The sequence below is a fragment of the Streptomyces sp. NPDC002795 genome (assembly GCF_042888725.1).
GTDB lineage: Bacteria > Actinomycetota > Actinomycetes > Streptomycetales > Streptomycetaceae > Streptomyces.
Map to the genome: position 1 here is coordinate 549,048 of NZ_JBIAQB010000002.1, position 18,739 is coordinate 567,786.

At 66.6% G+C, this 18,739-nt stretch carries 13 protein-coding genes; 1 reads left to right on the plus strand and 12 read right to left on the minus strand.

Annotated elements, in window-relative coordinates:
* Window positions 1-8 precede the first annotated feature (8 nt).
* The 5 genes from rplB to rpsJ are packed head-to-tail and all read right to left on the minus strand — an operon-like array spanning window position 9 to window position 2,934.
* Window positions 9-845, minus strand: a complete 837-nt coding sequence (gene rplB, locus ACFYWS_RS07105) for a 50S ribosomal protein L2 (RefSeq protein ID WP_326020860.1) — start codon at window positions 843-845, stop codon at window positions 9-11.
* A gap of 38 nt (window positions 846-883) precedes the next feature.
* Window positions 884-1,303, minus strand: a complete 420-nt coding sequence (rplW, locus tag ACFYWS_RS07110) for a 50S ribosomal protein L23 (RefSeq protein WP_326020861.1) — start codon at window positions 1,301-1,303, stop codon at window positions 884-886.
* Entirely contained in the window at window positions 1,303-1,956 is a 654-nt protein-coding gene (gene rplD, locus ACFYWS_RS07115) for a 50S ribosomal protein L4 (protein WP_389270546.1), read from the minus strand. Before rplD ends, rplW begins: the two co-directional genes overlap by 1 nt.
* Window positions 1,957-1,963: 7 nt before the next feature.
* The gene (rplC, locus tag ACFYWS_RS07120) at window positions 1,964-2,608 is read right to left on the minus strand and encodes a 50S ribosomal protein L3 (RefSeq protein ID WP_389270549.1); all 645 of its coding nucleotides are present in this window, start codon (window positions 2,606-2,608) and stop codon (window positions 1,964-1,966) included.
* 17 nt (window positions 2,609-2,625) lie between these two features.
* On the minus strand, window positions 2,626-2,934 hold the full coding sequence (rpsJ, locus tag ACFYWS_RS07125; RefSeq protein ID WP_003948644.1) for a 30S ribosomal protein S10: 309 nt from the start codon (window positions 2,932-2,934) through the stop codon (window positions 2,626-2,628).
* 587 nt (window positions 2,935-3,521) lie between these two features.
* On the opposite strand from rpsJ, the gene ACFYWS_RS07130 reads away from it, so the two are divergent.
* Complete coding sequence (locus tag ACFYWS_RS07130) at window positions 3,522-5,513, plus strand: PIG-L family deacetylase (RefSeq protein ID WP_389270552.1); 1,992 nt, start codon at window positions 3,522-3,524, stop codon at window positions 5,511-5,513.
* A 109-nt stretch (window positions 5,514-5,622) separates the two neighbouring features.
* Here the strand turns inward: ACFYWS_RS07130 and tuf are convergent, their stop codons facing one another.
* From tuf to rpoB, 7 genes are all read right to left on the minus strand, one after another.
* On the minus strand, window positions 5,623-6,816 hold the full coding sequence (gene tuf / locus ACFYWS_RS07135) for an elongation factor Tu (RefSeq protein ID WP_389270555.1): 1,194 nt from the start codon (window positions 6,814-6,816) through the stop codon (window positions 5,623-5,625).
* Between the two features lie 152 nt (window positions 6,817-6,968).
* The gene (gene fusA / locus ACFYWS_RS07140; protein WP_389270558.1) at window positions 6,969-9,095 is read right to left on the minus strand and encodes an elongation factor G; all 2,127 of its coding nucleotides are present in this window, start codon (window positions 9,093-9,095) and stop codon (window positions 6,969-6,971) included.
* A 39-nt stretch (window positions 9,096-9,134) separates the two neighbouring features.
* Window positions 9,135-9,605, minus strand: coding sequence for a 30S ribosomal protein S7 (rpsG, locus tag ACFYWS_RS07145; RefSeq protein ID WP_266713060.1), 471 nt, complete (start codon window positions 9,603-9,605; stop codon window positions 9,135-9,137).
* Window positions 9,606-9,607: 2 nt separating this feature from the next.
* On the minus strand, window positions 9,608-9,979 hold the full coding sequence (rpsL, locus tag ACFYWS_RS07150) for a 30S ribosomal protein S12 (protein ID WP_003948652.1): 372 nt from the start codon (window positions 9,977-9,979) through the stop codon (window positions 9,608-9,610).
* 270 nt (window positions 9,980-10,249) lie between these two features.
* Entirely contained in the window at window positions 10,250-10,774 is a 525-nt protein-coding gene (locus ACFYWS_RS07155; RefSeq protein ID WP_389270561.1) for a DUF1707 and DUF4190 domain-containing protein, read from the minus strand.
* A gap of 119 nt (window positions 10,775-10,893) precedes the next feature.
* Entirely contained in the window at window positions 10,894-14,793 is a 3,900-nt protein-coding gene (locus ACFYWS_RS07160; protein ID WP_389270564.1) for a DNA-directed RNA polymerase subunit beta', read from the minus strand.
* A 96-nt stretch (window positions 14,794-14,889) separates the two neighbouring features.
* Complete coding sequence (gene rpoB / locus ACFYWS_RS07165; protein ID WP_389270567.1) at window positions 14,890-18,375, minus strand: DNA-directed RNA polymerase subunit beta; 3,486 nt, start codon at window positions 18,373-18,375, stop codon at window positions 14,890-14,892.
* Between the last annotated feature and the right edge of the window lie 364 nt (window positions 18,376-18,739).

An 18,739-nucleotide genomic window follows, 5' to 3' on the forward strand; every position in this document is an offset into this window, starting at 1 on the left:
ACCCGCTCCTAGCGCTTCTTGTTCGACTTGCGGCGGCGGACGATGTACTTGTTGCTCGCCTTGCTGCGATCACGAGTACGACCCTCCTTCTGGCCCCACGGCGAGACCGGGTGGCGACCACCGGAGGTCTTGCCTTCACCACCACCGTGCGGGTGGTCGACCGGGTTCATGACGACACCACGCACGGTCGGGCGGACGCCCTTCCAGCGCATGCGGCCGGCCTTGCCCCAGTTGATGTTGCTCTGCTCGGCGTTGCCGACCTCGCCGACGGTGGCGCGGCAGCGCACGTCGACCAGGCGGATCTCGCCGGAGGGCATACGAAGGTGGGCCATCGAGCCCTCCTTCGCGAGCAGCTGCACGGAGGCACCCGCGGAGCGGGCGAACTTGGCGCCACCACCGGGACGGAGCTCGATCGCGTGGATCGTGGTACCGACCGGGATGTTGCGGAGCGCCAGGTTGTTACCGGGCTTGATGTCGGCAGCGGGGCCGTTCTCCACCTTGGCGCCCTGCGCGAGACCGCGCGGGGCCAGGATGTAACGCTTCTCGCCGTCCGCGTAGTGCAGGAGCGCGATGCGCGCAGTGCGGTTCGGGTCGTACTCGATGTGAGCGACCTTGGCCGGCACGCCGTCCTTGTCGTGACGACGGAAGTCGATCACGCGGAAGGCGCGCTTGTGTCCGCCACCCTGGTGGCGAACGGTGATCCGACCGGCGTTGTTACGGCCGCCCTTGCTGTGCAGCGGGCGGACCAGCGACTTCTCCGGCGTGGACCGCGTTACCTCGACGAAGTCGGCGACGGAGGAGCCACGGCGGCCCGGCGTCGTCGGCTTGTACTTGCGGATTCCCATTTCTCAGTCCTCGTCCGATATTCGGACCAGGGTCTCCGTTAGGAGGCCTGGCCGAAGATGTCGATACGGTCGCCCTCAGCGAGGGTCACGATGGCGCGCTTGGTGTCGGCACGCTTGCCGAACCCGGTGCGCGTACGCTTCCGCTTGCCCTGACGGTTGATCGTGTTGACGCCGGTGACCTTGACCGAGAAGACCGCCTCGACGGCCTGCTTGATCTGGGTCTTGTTGGCGCCCGGGGCCACGACGAACGTGTACTTGCCCTCATCGAGGAGCGCGTACGACTTCTCCGAGACGACCGGCTTGACGAGGACGTCGCGCGGGTCCGAGAAGGACTTGCTCAGCGGGGTGGGCTCAACGGCGATCTTGCCCTCGGTCGCGATGCGCTTCGCCTTGGCGACGCGCGCGGCCTTGGCGGCCTTCGCAGCCTTGGACGCGATGCTCTGGTGACGAATAGCCATCAGGCTTCGCTCCCTTCGGTGTCAGCGGCCTTGGGGCCAGACACGAAGGACTCGAAAGCGGCCTGGGTGAAGACCACGTCGTCCGAGACGAGAACGTCGTACGTGTTCAGCTGGCCCGGCTCCAGAATGTGGATCTGGGGCAGGTTGCGGGCGGAGAGCCACGCGACCTCGTCGGCGCGGTCGACGACCAGGAGCAGGTTCTTGCGCTCCGAGATCTTGCCGAACAGCGTCTTCGCGGCCTTCGTGGAGACCTCGCCCTCGACCACGCCGGAAACGACGTGGATGCGAGCGTTGCGGGCCCGGTCGGTGAGGGCGTGACGCAGCGCGGCAGCCTTCATCTTCTTCGGGGTCCGCTGGGAGTAGTCACGCGGCTGCGGGCCGTGGACGACGCCACCGCCGGCGAACTGCGGCGCACGGGTCGAACCCTGGCGCGCGCGGCCGGTGCCCTTCTGGCGGTAAGGCTTCTTGCCACCACCACGGACTTCGCCGCGGCGCTTGGTCTTGTGCGTGCCCTGACGGGCAGCGGCCAGCTGGGCGACGACGACCTGGTGAAGCAGCGGAACGCTGATCTTCTCTACGTCGAAGATCTCCGAAGGGAGCTCGACAGACCCGGTCTTGTCGCCTGCCGGCGAAAGGATGTCAATGGTGCTCATCGGTTCCTCAAACCCCCTTGGCCGCGGTACGGACCAGGACGAGGCCACCGTTCGGACCGGGAACTGCGCCCTTGATGAGGAGCAGACCCTTCTCCGCGTCAACGGCGTGAACGGTCAGGTTCTGGGTGGTGACCCGCTCGTTGCCCATGCGGCCCGCCATGCGGGTGCCCTTGAACACACGGCCGGGGGTGGCGCAACCGCCGATGGAACCCGGCTTGCGGTGCACGCGGTGGGCACCGTGGGATGCCTTGCCACCACGGAAGTTGTGGCGCTTCATGCCGCCGGCGAAGCCCTTGCCCTTGCTCTGGCCGGTGACATCGACCTTCACGCCGCCATCGAACACCTCAGCGGTGATCTCCTGGCCCAGGGCGTACTCGCTGGCGTCAGCGGTACGGACCTCGACGAGGTGGCGACGGGGGGTGACATCGGCCTTGGCGAAGTGGCCCTTGAGGGGCTTGTTCACCTTGCGCGGGTCGATCTCGCCGAAGGCGAGCTGGACGGAGTCGTAACCGTCGACGTCATTCGTACGGACCTGGGTGATCACGTTCGGTCCGGCCTTGACGACGGTGACGGGAACAACACGGTTGTTCTCGTCCCACACCTGCGTCATGCCGAGCTTCTCGCCCAGGATGCCCTTGATCGGCTTAGCCATTCTCAGTTCACCGACCCTCAGAGCTTGATCTCGATGTCGACACCGGCCGGGAGGTCGAGTCGCATCAGGGAGTCAACGGTCTTCGGAGTCGGGTCGAGAATGTCGATCAGGCGCTTGTGAGTGCGCATCTCGAAGTGCTCGCGCGAGTCCTTGTACTTGTGCGGCGACTTGATGACGCAGTACACGTTCTTCTCTGTGGGCAGCGGCACCGGGCCCGCGACCGACGCACCAGTGCGCGTCACCGTCTCGACGATCTTCTTCGCCGAGGAGTCGATGACCTCGTGGTCGTAGGCCTTGAGCCGGATGCGGATCTTCTGTCCCGCCATGGCTACCTAGTAGTCCTGTCTCTCGTAACGCTCTGGAACTCGGGGGCCCTGTTTCACACTTCCTCCGCCCCACGCGGTCGGGCGTGTCGCAGTCCCGCTGACAGAAATATCCGCATGGATGTCCCTGCTAAGGGGTCTGCGGCCAAGACCGCATGTACACGGGGGAAGAAACCCACCGAGCGCCTGGCCAAGGGACCTCGCTGACGCTTCCCGAAAGATTCCCGTACGTCCGGCCGATTGCTACCCCGAGGGGTAGATACAGCCGACGAGTACTGTGGGACTCGCTTCCGGTCCTCCCGGCGGGAGGCGCGCAGCATCGGCACTCAACCGAGCAACCCCCACAGTCTGCCATACAGGGCATGTCCGGGGCCAATCGAGCCGAAGAGAGTACCCCCTCAGTGACGAAGGTCAAACCAGGGGTGTGCGTGTCCCGCGCGCACGCGGCGCCGGCCGGCCCGCGTCCACAGAGGCCAAGATCACCGGAACCCGGGCATCCTCTTGCCCCTCTGTTGAGGTGAACCACCTGAACAGAGGCGAGCGCCCCACCCCCGAACGCTGCCTCGGCAGCGAACGGAGTGAGCGCCACCGTGCGGGAAAGACCTGCAACACCCCATCCCTACATAGCCGTTGGGCGCCGGCCCGCCCGCCGCAGCGCCCTCCTCGCAGCCGCCGCGCTCACCGCCGCGGGCGCCCTCTCCGCCTGCTCCCGCACCAGCCCCGCGCCACCGCCGAGCGGCACCGCCCCCTCCCCCGCCACCGGCCGCACCGCCGCACAGGCCGAGCGCGCCCTGCTGCTCCAGGTCCTCGCCCACCCCGACGACGACCTGTACTTCATGAACCCGGACACCCGGCAGGCCCTCGACGCGGGCACCCCGGTCGTCTGCGTGTACGTCACCGCGGGCGAGGCCGACGGCCGCAACAAGACACCGGCCGACCGGGCCCCCGCACCCGACAAGGCCGCCTACTCCTCGGCCCGCCACCAGGGCCTGCGCCAGTCGTACGCGACCCAGCTCGGCCTGCCCGTCTTCACCCGCTGGACCACGACCGCCGTCCGACTGCCCGGCGGCTTCCAGGTCGAGGTCGACTCGCTCCAACACCGGGGCCACAGCGTCGAGTTGGTACACCTCAACCTCGCCATGCACACCACCGCGGGCCACATGGGCGTCCCCGCGCTCTGGCGCGAACCCGGACTCCTGCTGCGCACCCTGGTCCCCGTGGGTTCCCCGCTGCGCTCCGTCCAGACGTACGACCGCGCGTCCCTGGTCGACGTACTCGTGGCGCTCTTCGAGCGCTACCGCCCCACCCTCGTGCACACCCTCGACCCGGACCCCGACATCCAGCACAGCGACCGCCTCACGCGGATACGTGACAGCGAGCAGCCCGGCTACTCCGATCACGCCGACCACACGGCCGTCGCCTGCTTCAGCTGGGCCGCGCTGATCCGCTGGACGCGGCAGGCCAAGAGCGGGCCGCCCGCCTTCGCCACGACCGCCTTCCGCGGCTACTACAACAACCACTGGCCGAAGAACCTGCCGCCACGGGTCCTCCAGAAGAAGGCCGCCCAGCTCGTCCCGTACGGCGCCGCCCCCGACTGGAGCTGCGGCAACCCCTCCGGCTGCGGCGACTACAACGTAGGCGGCGACCGCCCCCTCACCAACCGCAAGGGCTGGGTCCGCGCCACCCACTACCGCTACCCCGGGCCCCGGCTCGCCCTCGTCCCGAACGCCGACGGTCGGCTCACCGCGTACGGCGTGCTGGGGCTGCGCGCCGTCCGGTACACCGAGAAGGACGGTGAGTTCGGCGCCCCGGCCGACCTCGGCGGCGGCCCGCTCGCCCCGGCCCTCACGGCGGTCGCGCTCCCCGACGGCCGCCACCTCGTCATCGGCCTGCGCCTCGCGTCCGTCCAGGACGGCGCCGACGTACGCGAGATCGTGGCCCTGGAACGGCAGGCGTGGAAGGGCCTCGGCAGCCCGGAGAGCGATCCGGACCGCGGCCGCCGCATCGGTGTCCCGGTGGCGGCCGCCGCTCCGGACGGCCGCGTCCACCTCTTCGTACGCAACGCGGGGCAGGGCATCAGCACGCGGGTGCGCGACAGGGCCGGGAGCTGGTCCCCGTGGCGCGAACTCGGCGGCGGCCCGGTCCAGGACGGGCTCACGGCGGTCGTCGGCGACGACGGCGAGGTGCACGTCTACGCCGCGGGCCGCGACACCGTCCACCACTGGACGCCGCGGGGCCCCGCACGGCTGTCCGGCCTGCCCGCCCCCGCCGACGCCGTCGCCGCGTCCGGTGACCGTCTCTACTACCGTCCGCCCGCGTCCGCCGAGCTGCTGGCCGTCGGGGGCCCACGCGTCGACTTCCCCGGCTACGGGCCGGTGGCGGCAGCGGGCGCGTACCTCCTCGGCCGTGACACCGAAGGCAACGTCCAGCTGCACCACGCGGGCCGCACCGTCCGCCCGAGCACGGCGCCCGCAACCCTGGGAGGACCGGCCCTGGCCCTGACCTCCCGCGGCCCGGCCGCCGCGGGCCTCTCCCCCGACGCCAGACCGTGGCTGTGGCGGCCGACGCAGGCGCGCGCCTGAACCGGGGCAGCAGAAAGGGCCCGTACGACCGAAGTCGTACGGGCCCTCTCAGGTGCTCTATGAGCTACCAGGCATCAAGCCCCGAAGGGACTCAACAGGTAAGTGAGACTTACTTGTTGATCTTGGTGACCTGGCCGGCGCCCACGGTCCGGCCACCCTCACGGATGGCGAACTTCAGGCCCTCTTCCATGGCCACGGGCTGGATCAGCGAGACGGACATCTCGGTGTTGTCGCCCGGCATGACCATCTCGGTGCCCTCGGGGAGGGTCACAACGCCCGTCACGTCCGTCGTACGGAAGTAGAACTGCGGACGGTAGTTGTTGAAGAACGGCGTGTGGCGGCCACCCTCGTCCTTGGACAGGATGTAGGCCTGGGCCTCGAACTCGGTGTGCGGCGTGACCGAACCGGGCTTGATGATGACCTGGCCGCGCTCGACGTCCTCGCGCTTGATGCCACGGAGGAGCAGACCGACGTTCTCACCGGCCTGGCCCTCGTCGAGCAGCTTGCGGAACATCTCGATGCCGGTGACCGTGGTGGTGGTCTTGTCCTGCTTGATGCCGATGATGTCGACGGTCTCGTTGACCTTGAGGACACCACGCTCGATGCGGCCGGTGACGACCGTGCCACGACCGGTGATCGTGAAGACGTCCTCGATCGGCATCAGGAACGGCTTGTCGACGTCACGCTCGGGGGCCGGGATGGCCTCGTCGACGGCCTTCATCAGGTTGAGGACGGACTCGCCCCACTCCTTGTCACCCTCGAGCGCCTTGAGCGCCGAGACCTTGATGACCGGAAGGTCGTCGCCCGGGAACTCGTACTCGGAGAGGAGCTCACGGACCTCGAGCTCGACGAGCTCCAGGATCTCCTCGTCGTCCACCATGTCGGCCTTGTTCAGGGCGACAACGATGTACGGAACGCCGACCTGGCGGGCCAGGAGCACGTGCTCCTTGGTCTGCGGCATCGGGCCGTCGGTGGCGGCGACCACGAGGATGGCGCCGTCCATCTGCGCGGCACCCGTGATCATGTTCTTGATGTAGTCCGCGTGACCCGGGCAGTCGACGTGGGCGTAGTGACGCGCCTCGGTCTGGTACTCGACGTGCGCGATCGAGATCGTGATACCGCGCTGGCGCTCCTCGGGAGCCTTGTCGATCTGGTCGAAGGCCGAGGCCTCGTTCAGGTCCGGGTACGCGTCGTGCAGCACCTTGGTAATGGCGGCCGTGAGGGTCGTCTTACCGTGGTCAATGTGACCGATGGTGCCGATGTTGACGTGCGGCTTAGTCCGCTCGAACTTTGCCTTCGCCACTGAATCCTCCTGCGGAGTGGTTCTGTACGCCTTGCTTCATCGGCGCCAGGTGATCTTTGCTGGAAAGCCGGTCTCCCGGGGCATTTCGCGGCTGTTGCCGGGAAATGCCCCAAGAGCTCCGGTGTCAAGCCTAAAGCGTGAACTCGAGTGAGTTACTCGCCCTTGGCCTTCGCGATGATTTCCTCGGCGACGTTCCGCGGAACCTCGGCGTAGGAGTCGAACTGCATCGAGTAGCTCGCGCGACCCGACGTCTTGCTGCGGAGGTCGCCGACGTAGCCGAACATCTCCGAAAGCGGGACCAGGCCCTTGACGACACGGGCGCCCATCCGCTCCTCCATGGCCTGGATCTGGCCACGACGGGAGTTGACGTCGCCGATGACCTCGCCCATGTAGTCCTCGGGCGTGATCACCTCAACGGCCATCATCGGCTCGAGGAGCACGGGACCGGCCCTGCGCGCGGCCTCCTTGAACGCCTGCGAACCGGCGATCTTGAAGGCGAGCTCGGAGGAGTCGACCTCGTGGAAGGCACCGTCGAGCAGCGTGATGCGAACACCGGTCATCTCGTAACCGGCGAGGATGCCGAACTGCATGGCCTCCTGGCAGCCGGCGTCGACCGAAGGGATGTACTCCTTCGGGATACGACCACCGGTGACCTTGTTCACGAACTCGTAGCTCGCGTCGCCACCCTCGATCGGCTCGATCGAGATCTGCACCTTCGCGAACTGGCCGGTACCACCAGTCTGCTTCTTGTGCGTGAAGTCGACCTTGTCCACCGTCTTGCGGATGGTCTCGCGGTACGCGACCTGCGGCTTGCCGACGTTCGCCTCGACGCGGAACTCGCGACGCATGCGGTCGACAAGGACGTCGAGGTGGAGCTCGCCCATACCACCGATGATGGTCTGGCCGGTCTCCTCGTCCGAGTGCACCTGGAAGGAGGGGTCCTCCTCCGCGAGACGCTGGATGGCGACACCCAGCTTCTCCTGGTCACCCTTGGACTTGGGCTCGATCGCGACCTGAATGACCGGCGCCGGGAAGTCCATGGACTCCAGGATGACCGGGTTCTTGTCGTCGGACAGCGTCTCACCGGTGGTGGTCTGCTTCAGGCCCATGACGGCGACGATGTCACCGGCGCCCACCGACGCGATCTCCTCACGCTTGTTCGCGTGCATGCGGTAGATCTTGCCGATGCGCTCCTTCTTGCCCTTGACGGAGTTCAGCACCGCGGTGCCGGCCTCCAGGCGACCCGAGTAAACCCGGATGAAGGTGAGCTTGCCCAGGTGCGGGTCGCTCGCGATCTTGAACGCGAGGGCCGACAGCGGCTCGTCCTCGGACGGCTTGCGCTCGATGACCTTCTCCGGGTCCTTCACGTCGTGACCCTCGATGGAGTCGACGTCAAGGGGAGTCGGCAGGTAGCGCACGACCGCGTCGAGCAGGGGCTGGACGCCCTTGTTCTTGAACGCGGTACCGCAGAACACCGGGGTGACCGTGGTGCCGTCGGACTTGCCGGACGCGATGGTGACACGACGGATCGCGGCGTACAGCTGCTCCACGGACGGCTCCTGGCCCTCCAGGTACAGCTCCATGATCTCTTCGTCGTTCTCCGCGACGGCCTCAAGGAGCTTGCCGCGGTACTCGTCCGCAGCCTCCTTGTGCGTGTCGGGGATCTCGACGGTGTCGTAGGCCTCGCCCTTGGCGGCCTCGGCCGACCAGACGTACGCCTTCATCGTGACGAGGTCGACAACACCCTGGAAGTCGGCCTCGGCCCCGATGGGGAGCTGCATGACGAGCGGCTGGGCGCCCAGGCGGTCCGAGATCATGTCCACACAGCGGTGGAACTCGGCGCCGGTACGGTCCAGCTTGTTGACGAAGCAGATGCGCGGCACGCCGTAACGGTCGGCCTGACGCCACACCGTCTCGGACTGCGGCTCAACGCCGGCGACACCGTCGAACACCGTCACGGCACCATCGAGCACACGCAGGGAGCGCTCCACCTCAACGGTGAAGTCGACGTGCCCCGGGGTGTCGATGATGTTGATCGTGTAGTCGTTGTCCTCGAGCGGCCAGTGGCAAGTGGTGGCAGCAGACGTGATCGTGATGCCACGCTCCTGCTCCTGCTCCATCCAGTCCATCGTGGCGGCGCCGTCGTGGACCTCACCGATCTTGTACGAGACGCCGGTGTAGAACAGGATCCGCTCAGTGGTGGTCGTCTTGCCCGCGTCGATGTGGGCCATGATGCCGATGTTTCGGACCTTGGCCAGGTCAAGTGAAGTGGTAGCCATAAGGCTTCAGTCTTCTCTCGGTCTCGATGTGGGTTGCGACTACCAGCGGTAGTGCGCGAAGGCCTTGTTGGACTCGGCCATCTTGTGCGTGTCCTCGCGCTTCTTGACGGCAGCACCGAGGCCGTTCGAGGCGTCGAGCAGCTCGTTCGTCAGACGCTCGGTCATCGTCTTCTCGCGACGGGCGCGCGAGTAGCCGACGAGCCAGCGGAGCGCGAGGGTGTTGGCGCGGCCGGGCTTGACCTCGATCGGCACCTGGTAGGTCGCGCCACCGACACGGCGGGACTTGACCTCAAGGGTCGGCTTGATGTTCTCAAGCGCGCGCTTCAGGGTGATGACCGGGTCGTTGCTGGTCTTCTCGCGCAGGCCCTCCATGGCGCCGTACACGATGCGCTCGGCGGTGGAGCGCTTGCCGTTCAGCAGCACCTTGTTGATGAGGGAGGTCACCAGAGGAGAACCGTAGACCGGGTCGATGATGACCGGGCGCTTCGGGGCGGGGCCCTTACGAGGCATTTCTACTTCTCCTTCTTGGCGCCGTAGCGGCTGCGGGCCTGCTTGCGGTTCTTGACACCCTGGGTGTCAAGCGAACCGCGGATGATCTTGTAACGAACACCGGGCAGGTCCTTCACACGGCCGCCGCGCACGAGCACGATGGAGTGCTCCTGCAGGTTGTGTCCCTCACCCGGAATGTAGGCCGTGACCTCGATGCCGCTGGTCAGACGCACACGCGCGACCTTACGGAGGGCCGAGTTCGGCTTCTTCGGGGTGGTCGTGAACACACGCGTGCAGACGCCACGACGCTGGGGCGAACCCTCGAGCGCGGGCGTCTTGTTCTTCTCGACCTTGTCCTGCCGGCCCTTCCGGACCAGCTGCTGGATCGTAGGCACTACTTCTCCGGTTTCTGTGTGCCGAGTAGTAAAGCTAACCTGAAACGCGCCCGACCCACGCGGTCGGGTGTGTCGAATACTGCAGACCCCCGCCGAAGGCGGGAAGGCGGCAGATTGCGGTGGCCGTGATAGGACTCGCCATGCGGCTGATGACACGCACACGAGCCCAGGCACACCCCAGGCACAAGGTCTGAGCGTACCTATCTCATACGCTGTGGTCAAAACAAATACCCCGGAGCCAGGACACGCCGGGCGCTCTGCTACCCGCCACTAGCTCCCCGAGGCGACGATCGCGACGATGAGCAGGACCCAGAAGGCCACGGAAAGCCAGCCGAGCACCAGCCCGCCGACCGCCATCCCGTCGCCGGACTCGCCCCGCTCCCGGATCTCCTTGCGCGCCATGTGACCCAGGATCACCGCGGGGATGGCCGAGACGCCCGCGCTGAAGAACGTGCCCACACCGCACACCAGCGCCCCGATCGCCTTCCCGTTGGTCGGCGGGGGCGGCGGCAGGAACGTCCGGGGCACGCCCATCATCTGCTGCTGCTGGAACTGCTGCTGAGGCGCGGGGCCCTGCGGCAGGTCGGCGACGAGCGTGGTCAACTCCCCCACGGTGCGCGCCTGGTAGGCCCGCTCGATCCGCCGCTCGTACTCGCTCTGCTGCATCCGCCCCTCGGCGAACCCCGCGCGCAGCACATCGACGGCGCGCTCCCTGTCCGCATGCGCGGCCAGCATCGACGGCTGATGACCCTGGTGGCCCGGCCACGGGACCGGCTGCCACGACGGATTCGACACGAGACCACTCCCCCGGGACCCGGACATGTTGTGGTGTCCATCATGCGTCACTACGCCGCAGGGCGGCCACCCCGGTTCTCACCGGAGTGGCCGCCCTGCGGTTTCGAGCAGCTGCTCGCCTACTGGTTGTACGGACCGTAGTCGTAGTCCTCCAGCGGAACGGCCTGGCCGGAGCCACCACCGAACGGCGAGTAGTCGATGTCGTCGTAGCCGACGGCCGAGTACATCGCGGCCTTGGCCTCCTCGGTGGGCTCCACCCGGATGTTGCGGTAGCGGGACAGACCCGTACCGGCCGGGATGAGCTTACCGATGATGACGTTCTCCTTGAGGCCGATGAGGCTGTCGGACTTGGCGTTGATCGCCGCATCCGTCAGGACTCGGGTCGTCTCCTGGAAGGAGGCGGCCGACAGCCAGGATTCCGTCGCCAGCGAGGCCTTGGTGATACCCATCAGCTGCGGACGGCCGGAGGCGGGGTGACCGCCCTCGGTGACCACACGACGGTTCTCGCCCTCGAACTTCGAGCGCTCGACCAGCTCGCCGGGCAGCAGCTCGGCGTCGCCGGACTCGATGATCGTCACACGGCGCAGCATCTGCCGGATGATGATCTCGATGTGCTTGTCGTGGATCGACACACCCTGCGAGTTGTAGACCTTCTGGACCTCGCCGACCAGGTGCACCTGGACCGCACGCTGACCCAGAATGCGCAGCACGTCGTGCGGGTTGGTGGCACCCACGGTCAGCTTCTGGCCGACCTCGACGTGGTCGCCCTCCCCCACGAGCAGACGGGCACGCTTCGAGATCGGGAACGGGATCTCGTCGCTGCCGTCGTCGGGGGTGACGACGAGCTTCTTGGTCTTCTCGGTCTCCTCGATGCGGACACGGCCCGCGGACTCGGAGATCGGGGCGACACCCTTCGGCGTACGAGCCTCGAAGAGCTCGACGACACGGGGCAGACCCTGGGTGATGTCGTCACCTGCCACACCACCGGTGTGGAAGGTACGCATCGTCAGCTGGGTACCGGGCTCACCGATGGACTGGGCGGCGATGATGCCGACCGCCTCACCGATGTCGACCAGCTTGCCGGTGGCCAGCGAGCGGCCGTAGCAGAAGGCACAGGTGCCGACCGCGGACTCGCACGTGAGCACCGAGCGGGTCTTGACGATCTCGACGCCGTGGGCGACGAGGGCGTCGATGAGCACGTCACCCAGGTCGACGTTGGCCGGCGCGATGACCTTGCCGTCGACGACGATGTCCTCGGCGAGCATGCGGGCATACACGCTGGTCTCGACGTCTTCGGTCTTGCGCAGCACGCCGTCGGCGCCACGCTCCGCGATCTGGAGCTTGAGGCCACGGTCGGTGCCGCAGTCCTCCTCGCGAATGATGACGTCCTGCGAGACGTCCACCAGACGACGGGTCAGGTAACCCGAGTCGGCGGTACGCAGGGCGGTGTCCGCCAGACCCTTACGAGCACCGTGAGTCGAGATGAAGTACTCCAGCACCGACAGGCCCTCACGGAAGGAGGCCTTAATCGGACGCGGGATCGTCTCGTTCTTGGCGTTCGACACCAGACCACGCATACCCGCGATCTGACGCATCTGCATCATGTTTCCTCGGGCACCCGAGTCAACCATCATGAAGATGGGGTTGGTCTTCGGGAAGTTCGCGTTCATCGCCTCGGAGACCTCATTGGTCGCCTTGGTCCAGATCGCGATGAGCTCCTGAGTGCGCTCTTCCTTCGTGATGAGACCGCGCTCGTACTGCTTCTGGACCTTCTCGTCCTGCGCCTCGTAGCCCGCGACGATTGCCTTCTTCGCCTCGGGAACGACCACGTCGGAGATGGCCACGGTGACGCCGGAGCGGGTACCCCAGAAGAAGCCGGCCGCCTTCAGGTTGTCGAGCGTCGCCGCCACGATGACCTTGGGGTAGCGCTCCGCGAGGTCGTTGACGATCTCGCCGAGCTGCTTCTTGCCGACCGAGTAGTCGACGAACGGGTAGTCCTCGGGCAGCAGCTCGTTGAAGAGCGCGCGGCCCAGCGTCGTACGCAGACGGAAGGTGTCGCCCGGCTGGTACTCCGGCTCACCCTCCTCCGCGACCGGCGGGGTCCAGCCGCGCGGCGGCATGGTGCCCACCGGGAAGCGGATGTCGACCGCGGACTGCAGCGCGAGCTCGCCGGCGTCGAACGCCATGGTCGCCTCGGCCGTGGAGCCGAACGCGCGGCCCTCGCCCTTGACGTCACGGAGCTCACCGTCGGTGGTGAGGAAGAACAGACCGAGGACCATGTCCTGGGTCGGCATCGTCACCGGACGGCCGTCGGCGGGCTTGAGGATGTTGTTCGAGGACAGCATCAGGATGCGGGCCTCGGCCTGCGCCTCCGCGGAGAGCGGCAGGTGCACGGCCATCTGGTCACCGTCGAAGTCCGCGTTGAACGCGGTGCAGACGAGCGGGTGGATCTGAATGGCCTTGCCCTCGACCAGCTGCGGCTCGAAGGCCTGGATGCCGAGGCGGTGCAGCGTCGGCGCACGGTTCAGGAGAACCGGGTGCTCGGCGATGACCTCTTCGAGAACGTCGTACACGACGGTACGGCCGCGCTCGACCATCCTCTTCGCGCTCTTGATGTTCTGCGCGTGGTTGAGGTCAACCAGGCGCTTCATCACGAACGGCTTGAAGAGCTCCAGCGCCATGGCCTTCGGCAGACCACACTGGTGCAGCTTCAGCTGCGGGCCGACGACGATCACGGAACGCGCGGAGTAGTCCACACGCTTACCGAGAAGGTTCTGACGGAAACGACCCTGCTTGCCCTTGAGCATGTCGCTCAGGGACTTCAGCGGGCGGTTACCGGGACCGGTGACCGGGCGACCACGACGACCGTTGTCGAAGAGGGCGTCCACGGCCTCCTGGAGCATGCGCTTCTCGTTGTTCACGATGATCTCGGGAGCGCCGAGGTCGAGAAGCCGCTTCAGGCGGTTGTTGCGGTTGATGACGCGGCGGTACAGGTCGTTCAGGTCGGAGGTCGCGAAGCGGCCACCGTCCAGCTGCACCATCGGACGCAGGTCCGGCGGGATGACCGGCACGCAGTCGAGCACCATGCCCTTGGGGCTGTTGCTGGTCTGCAGGAACGCGGAGACGACCTTGAGGCGCTTGAGCGCACGGGTCTTCTTCTGGCCCTTGCCGGTACGGATGATCTCGCGGAGACGCTCGGCCTCCTCCTCGAGGTCGAAGGTCTCGAGGCGCTTCTGCAGCGCCGCGGCACCCATCGAGCCGTCGAAGTACGTGCCGAAGCGGTCACGCAGCTCGCGGTAGAGGAGCTCGTCGCCCTCGAGGTCCTGGACCTTGAGGTTCTTGAAGCGCGACCAGACCTCGTCCAGACGGTCGATCGAGCGCTGCGCACGGTCGCGCAGCTGCTTCATCTCGCGCTCGGCACCCTCGCGCACCTTGCGGCGCACGTCGGCCTTGGCACCCTCGGCCTCGAGCTCGGCCAGGTCGCCCTCGAGCTTCTTGGCGCGGGTCTCCAGGTCGGAGTCACGACGGTTCTCGACCTGCTGACGCTCGACCTGGACATGCGCCTCAAGGGAGGGCAGGTCGCGGGTACGGCGCTCTTCGTCGACGAACGTGATCATGTACGCCGCGAAGTAGATGACCTTCTCGAGGTCCTTCGGGGCGAGGTCGAGCAGGTAGCCAAGGCGCGACGGGACGCCCTTGAAGTACCAGATGTGGGTGACAGGAGCGGCCAGCTCGATGTGCCCCATCCGCTCACGACGCACCTTGGCGCGCGTGACCTCCACGCCGCAGCGCTCGCAGATGATGCCCTTGAAGCGGACACGCTTGTACTTACCGCAGTAGCACTCCCAGTCCCGGGTCGGACCGAAGATCTTCTCGCAGAAGAGCCCGTCCTTTTCCGGCTTGAGCGTGCGGTAGTTGATGGTCTCGGGCTTCTTGACCTCGCCGTGGCTCCACTGACGGATGTCGTCAGCGGTGGCCAGACCGATCCGGAGCTCATCGAAGAAGTTGACGTCGAGCACTATGCGTCAATCCCTCTCAGGGTTGTAAGTCTGTGGTCTGAAACGGGGGTCGAGGGGTCGGTAGGGGCCCGCGTGCGGGCCCCTACCGGACTCCCGTCAGACCTCTTCGACGCTGCTCGGCTCGCGCCGGGACAGGTCGATGCCGAGCTCCTCCGCTGCGCGGAAGACGTCCTCGTCGGTGTCGCGCATCTCGATGGACATGCCGTCCGAGGACAGCACCTCCACGTTGAGGCACAGGGACTGCATTTCCTTGATGAGCACCTTGAAGGACTCGGGAATGCCGGGCTCGGGGATGTTCTCGCCCTTGACGATGGCCTCGTAGACCTTCACGCGGCCGGTGACGTCGTCGGACTTGATCGTCAGCAGCTCCTGGAGGGCGTAAGCGGCGCCGTATGCCTCAAGCGCCCACACCTCCATCTCACCGAAGCGCTGGCCACCGAACTGAGCCTTACCGCCCAGCGGCTGCTGGGTGATCATCGAGTACGGACCGGTCGAACGAGCGTGCAGCTTGTCGTCGACCAGGTGGTGCAGCTTGAGGATGTACATGTAGCCGACCGAGACCGGCTCCGGGAACGGCTCGCCGGAGCGGCCGTCGAACAGGTGCGCCTTGCCGGACGGGAGGACCATGCGGTCGCCGTCGCGGTTCGGGCGGGCGTTCTCCAGCAGACCCGCGAGCTCGTCCTCACGCGCGCCGTCGAAGACCGGGGTCGCGACGTTCGTACGCGGCTCGACCTGGTCGGCGCCGATCGACTGCAGGCTCTGGGCCCACTGGTCGCTCAGGCCGGAGACGTCCCAGCCCTGGCTGGCGAGCCAGCCGAGGTGGATCTCCAGAACCTGTCCCGGGTTCATTCGGGACGGCACACCCAGCGGGTTGAGGATGATGTCGACCGGGGTGCCGTCCTCCAGGAACGGCATGTCCTCGATCGGGTTGATCTTCGAGATGACGCCCTTGTTGCCGTGACGGCCGGCGAGCTTGTCACCATCGGTGATCTTGCGCTTCTGCGCCACGTAGACACGAACCAGCTGGTTCACGCCCGGCGGCAGCTCGTCGCCCTCTTCACGGTCGAAGACGCGGACGCCGATGACCTTGCCGATCTCACCGTGCGGCACCTTCAGCGAGGTGTCGCGCACCTCGCGCGCCTTCTCACCGAAGATCGCGCGGAGCAGGCGCTCCTCCGGCGTCAGCTCGGTCTCACCCTTGGGCGTGACCTTGCCGACGAGGATGTCGCCGGCGACGACCTCGGCACCGATACGGATGATGCCGCGCTCGTCGAGGTCGGCGAGGACCTCCTCGGAGACGTTCGGGATGTCCCGGGTGATCTCCTCCGGGCCGAGCTTGGTGTCACGGGCGTCGACCTCGTGCTCCTCGATGTGGATCGAGGAGAGGACGTCGTCCTGCACGAGGCGCTGCGACAGGATGATCGCGTCCTCGTAGTTGTGACCCTCCCACGGCATGAACGCCACGAGCAGGTTCTTACCGAGGGCCATCTCGCCCTCTTCGGTCGCGGGACCGTCGGCCAGGACCTGGCCGGTGATGATCCGCGCGCCCTCGTCCACGACGACCTTCTGGTTGACAGAAGTGCCCTGGTTCGAGCGGGAGAACTTGTGCAGGCGGTACGTGCTGTACGTGCCGTCGTCGTTGGCGGTGGTGATGTAGTCCGCGGAGACCTCCTGGACCACACCGTCCTTGTCGGCCTTGAGCACGTCGCCCGCGTCGGTGGCGCAGCGGTACTCCATGCCGGTGCCGACGAGCGGCGCCTCGGACTTGATGAGCGGCACGGCCTGACGCATCATGTTCGCGCCCATGAGGGCACGGTTGGCGTCGTCGTGCTCGAGGAACGGGATCATCGCGGTCGCGACCGACACCATCTGGCGCGGCGAGACGTCCATGTAGTCGACGTCGTCACCGGGGACGTAGTCGACCTCACCGCCACGACGGCGGACCAGGACGCGGGCCTCGGCGAAACGCATGTCCTCGGACAGCGGCGCGTTCGCCTGGGCGATCACGAAGCGGTCTTCCTCGTCGGCCGTCAGGTAGTCGACGTCATCGCCGACGACACCCTCGATGACCTTGCGGTACGGCGTCTCGATGAAACCGAACGGGTTGATCCGGCCGTACGAGGCGAGCGAGCCGATGAGACCGATGTTGGGACCTTCAGGGGTCTCGATCGGGCACATGCGGCCGTAGTGCGAGGGGTGCACGTCTCGGACCTCGAAGCCCGCCCGCTCACGGGACAGACCACCCGGGCCGAGGGCGTTCAGACGACGCTTGTGCGTCAGCCCCGACAGCGGGTTGTTCTGGTCCATGAACTGGGACAGCTGCGAGGTACCGAAGAACTCCTTGATCGACGCCACGACCGGGCGAATGTTGATCAGGGTCTGCGGCGTGATCGCCTCGACGTCCTGGGTCGTCATGCGCTCACGCACGACGCGCTCCATACGGGCGAGACCCGTACGGACCTGGTTCTGGATCAGCTCGCCGACGTTACGGATACGACGGTTGCCGAAGTGGTCGATGTCGTCGGTCTCGACGACGATCTCCCGGCCCGACTCGCCCACCGTCTCCGTCTCGCCCGCGTGAAGCTTCACGAGGTACTTGATGGAGGCGATGATGTCGTCGGTCGTGAGCACGCCGGCGTTCAGCGGCTCCTCGGCACCGAGCTTCTTGTTCACCTTGTAGCGGCCGACCTTCGCGAGGTCGTAGCGCTTCGGGTTGAAGTAGAGGTTCTCGAGCAGCGTCTGCGCGGCCTCACGCGTGGGCGGCTCGCCCGGACGCAGCTTGCGGTAGATGTCGAGCAGTGCGTCGTCCTGGCCCTGGGTGTGGTCCTTCTCCAGGGTGGCGCGCATCGACTCGTACTGGCCGAACTCCTCGAGGATCTGCTCGGTCGTCCAACCGAGAGCCTTCAGGAGAACGGTGACGGACTGCTTGCGCTTGCGGTCGATGCGCACACCGACCATGTCGCGCTTGTCGATCTCCATCTCCAGCCAGGCACCCCGGGACGGGATGATCTTGGCGGAGAAGATGTCCTTGTCGGACGTCTTGTCGATGGAGGAGTCGAAGTAGACACCCGGCGAGCGGACCAGCTGGGAGACAACGACACGCTCGGTGCCGTTGATGACGAAGGTGCCCTTGTTGGTCATGAGCGGGAAGTCGCCCATGAAGACCGTCTGGGACTTGATCTCGCCGGTCTCGTTATTGGTGAACTCGGCGGTGACGAAGAGCGGGGCCGCGTACGTGAAGTCGCGCTCCTTGCACTCGTCGATCGAGTTCTTCGGCGGCTCGAAGCGGTGGTCGCGGAAAGTCAGGGACATCGACCCGGAGAAGTCCTCGATCGGGGAGATCTCCTCGAAGATCTCCTCCAGACCGGACTTCGTGGGGACGTCGTGACCCGACTCCAGAGCCTCCTCGACCCGACTCTGCCAAGCGGTGTTGCCGAGAAGCCAGTCGAAGCTCTCGGTCTGAAGTGCGAGCAGGTTCGGAACCTCGAGAGGCTCCTTGATCTTTGCAAAGGAGATGCGCAGCGGGGCGGTGCTGGCGCCGTTGTTCGTATTCGCGATCGAGGCGTTGCGCGAGGCGGCCAAGAGGGGGTCCTTCCGAGGGCTCGGACTCACTACGCGCGTACCGGTCCCAAGCCATACAACGGGACAGAGCCCCTGATCTGGCATTTAGCCAGGTCAGAGCCGGTTCAATCCACAGTGCTGAGGCGAGGGCATGCCCCTGGTGACGGGCAGGGAGCAGCTAACAGGCAGCGCAAAGGGACAGTGTAGCCAGAAGGCCCACTGATGTCCAGTGCGGGTTTTTTGAGACCCTCGTTGTTCTCATCCGTTCACCGTCTGCGGCGTTCCCTGTGCGCTGAGCGCACATCCTTACTGCCCTCTTCGCCGTCGATCCATGCCTCGGATCCGGATCGTTGTGACGACGCGTCCTGAGAATTGCGCGCTGCGT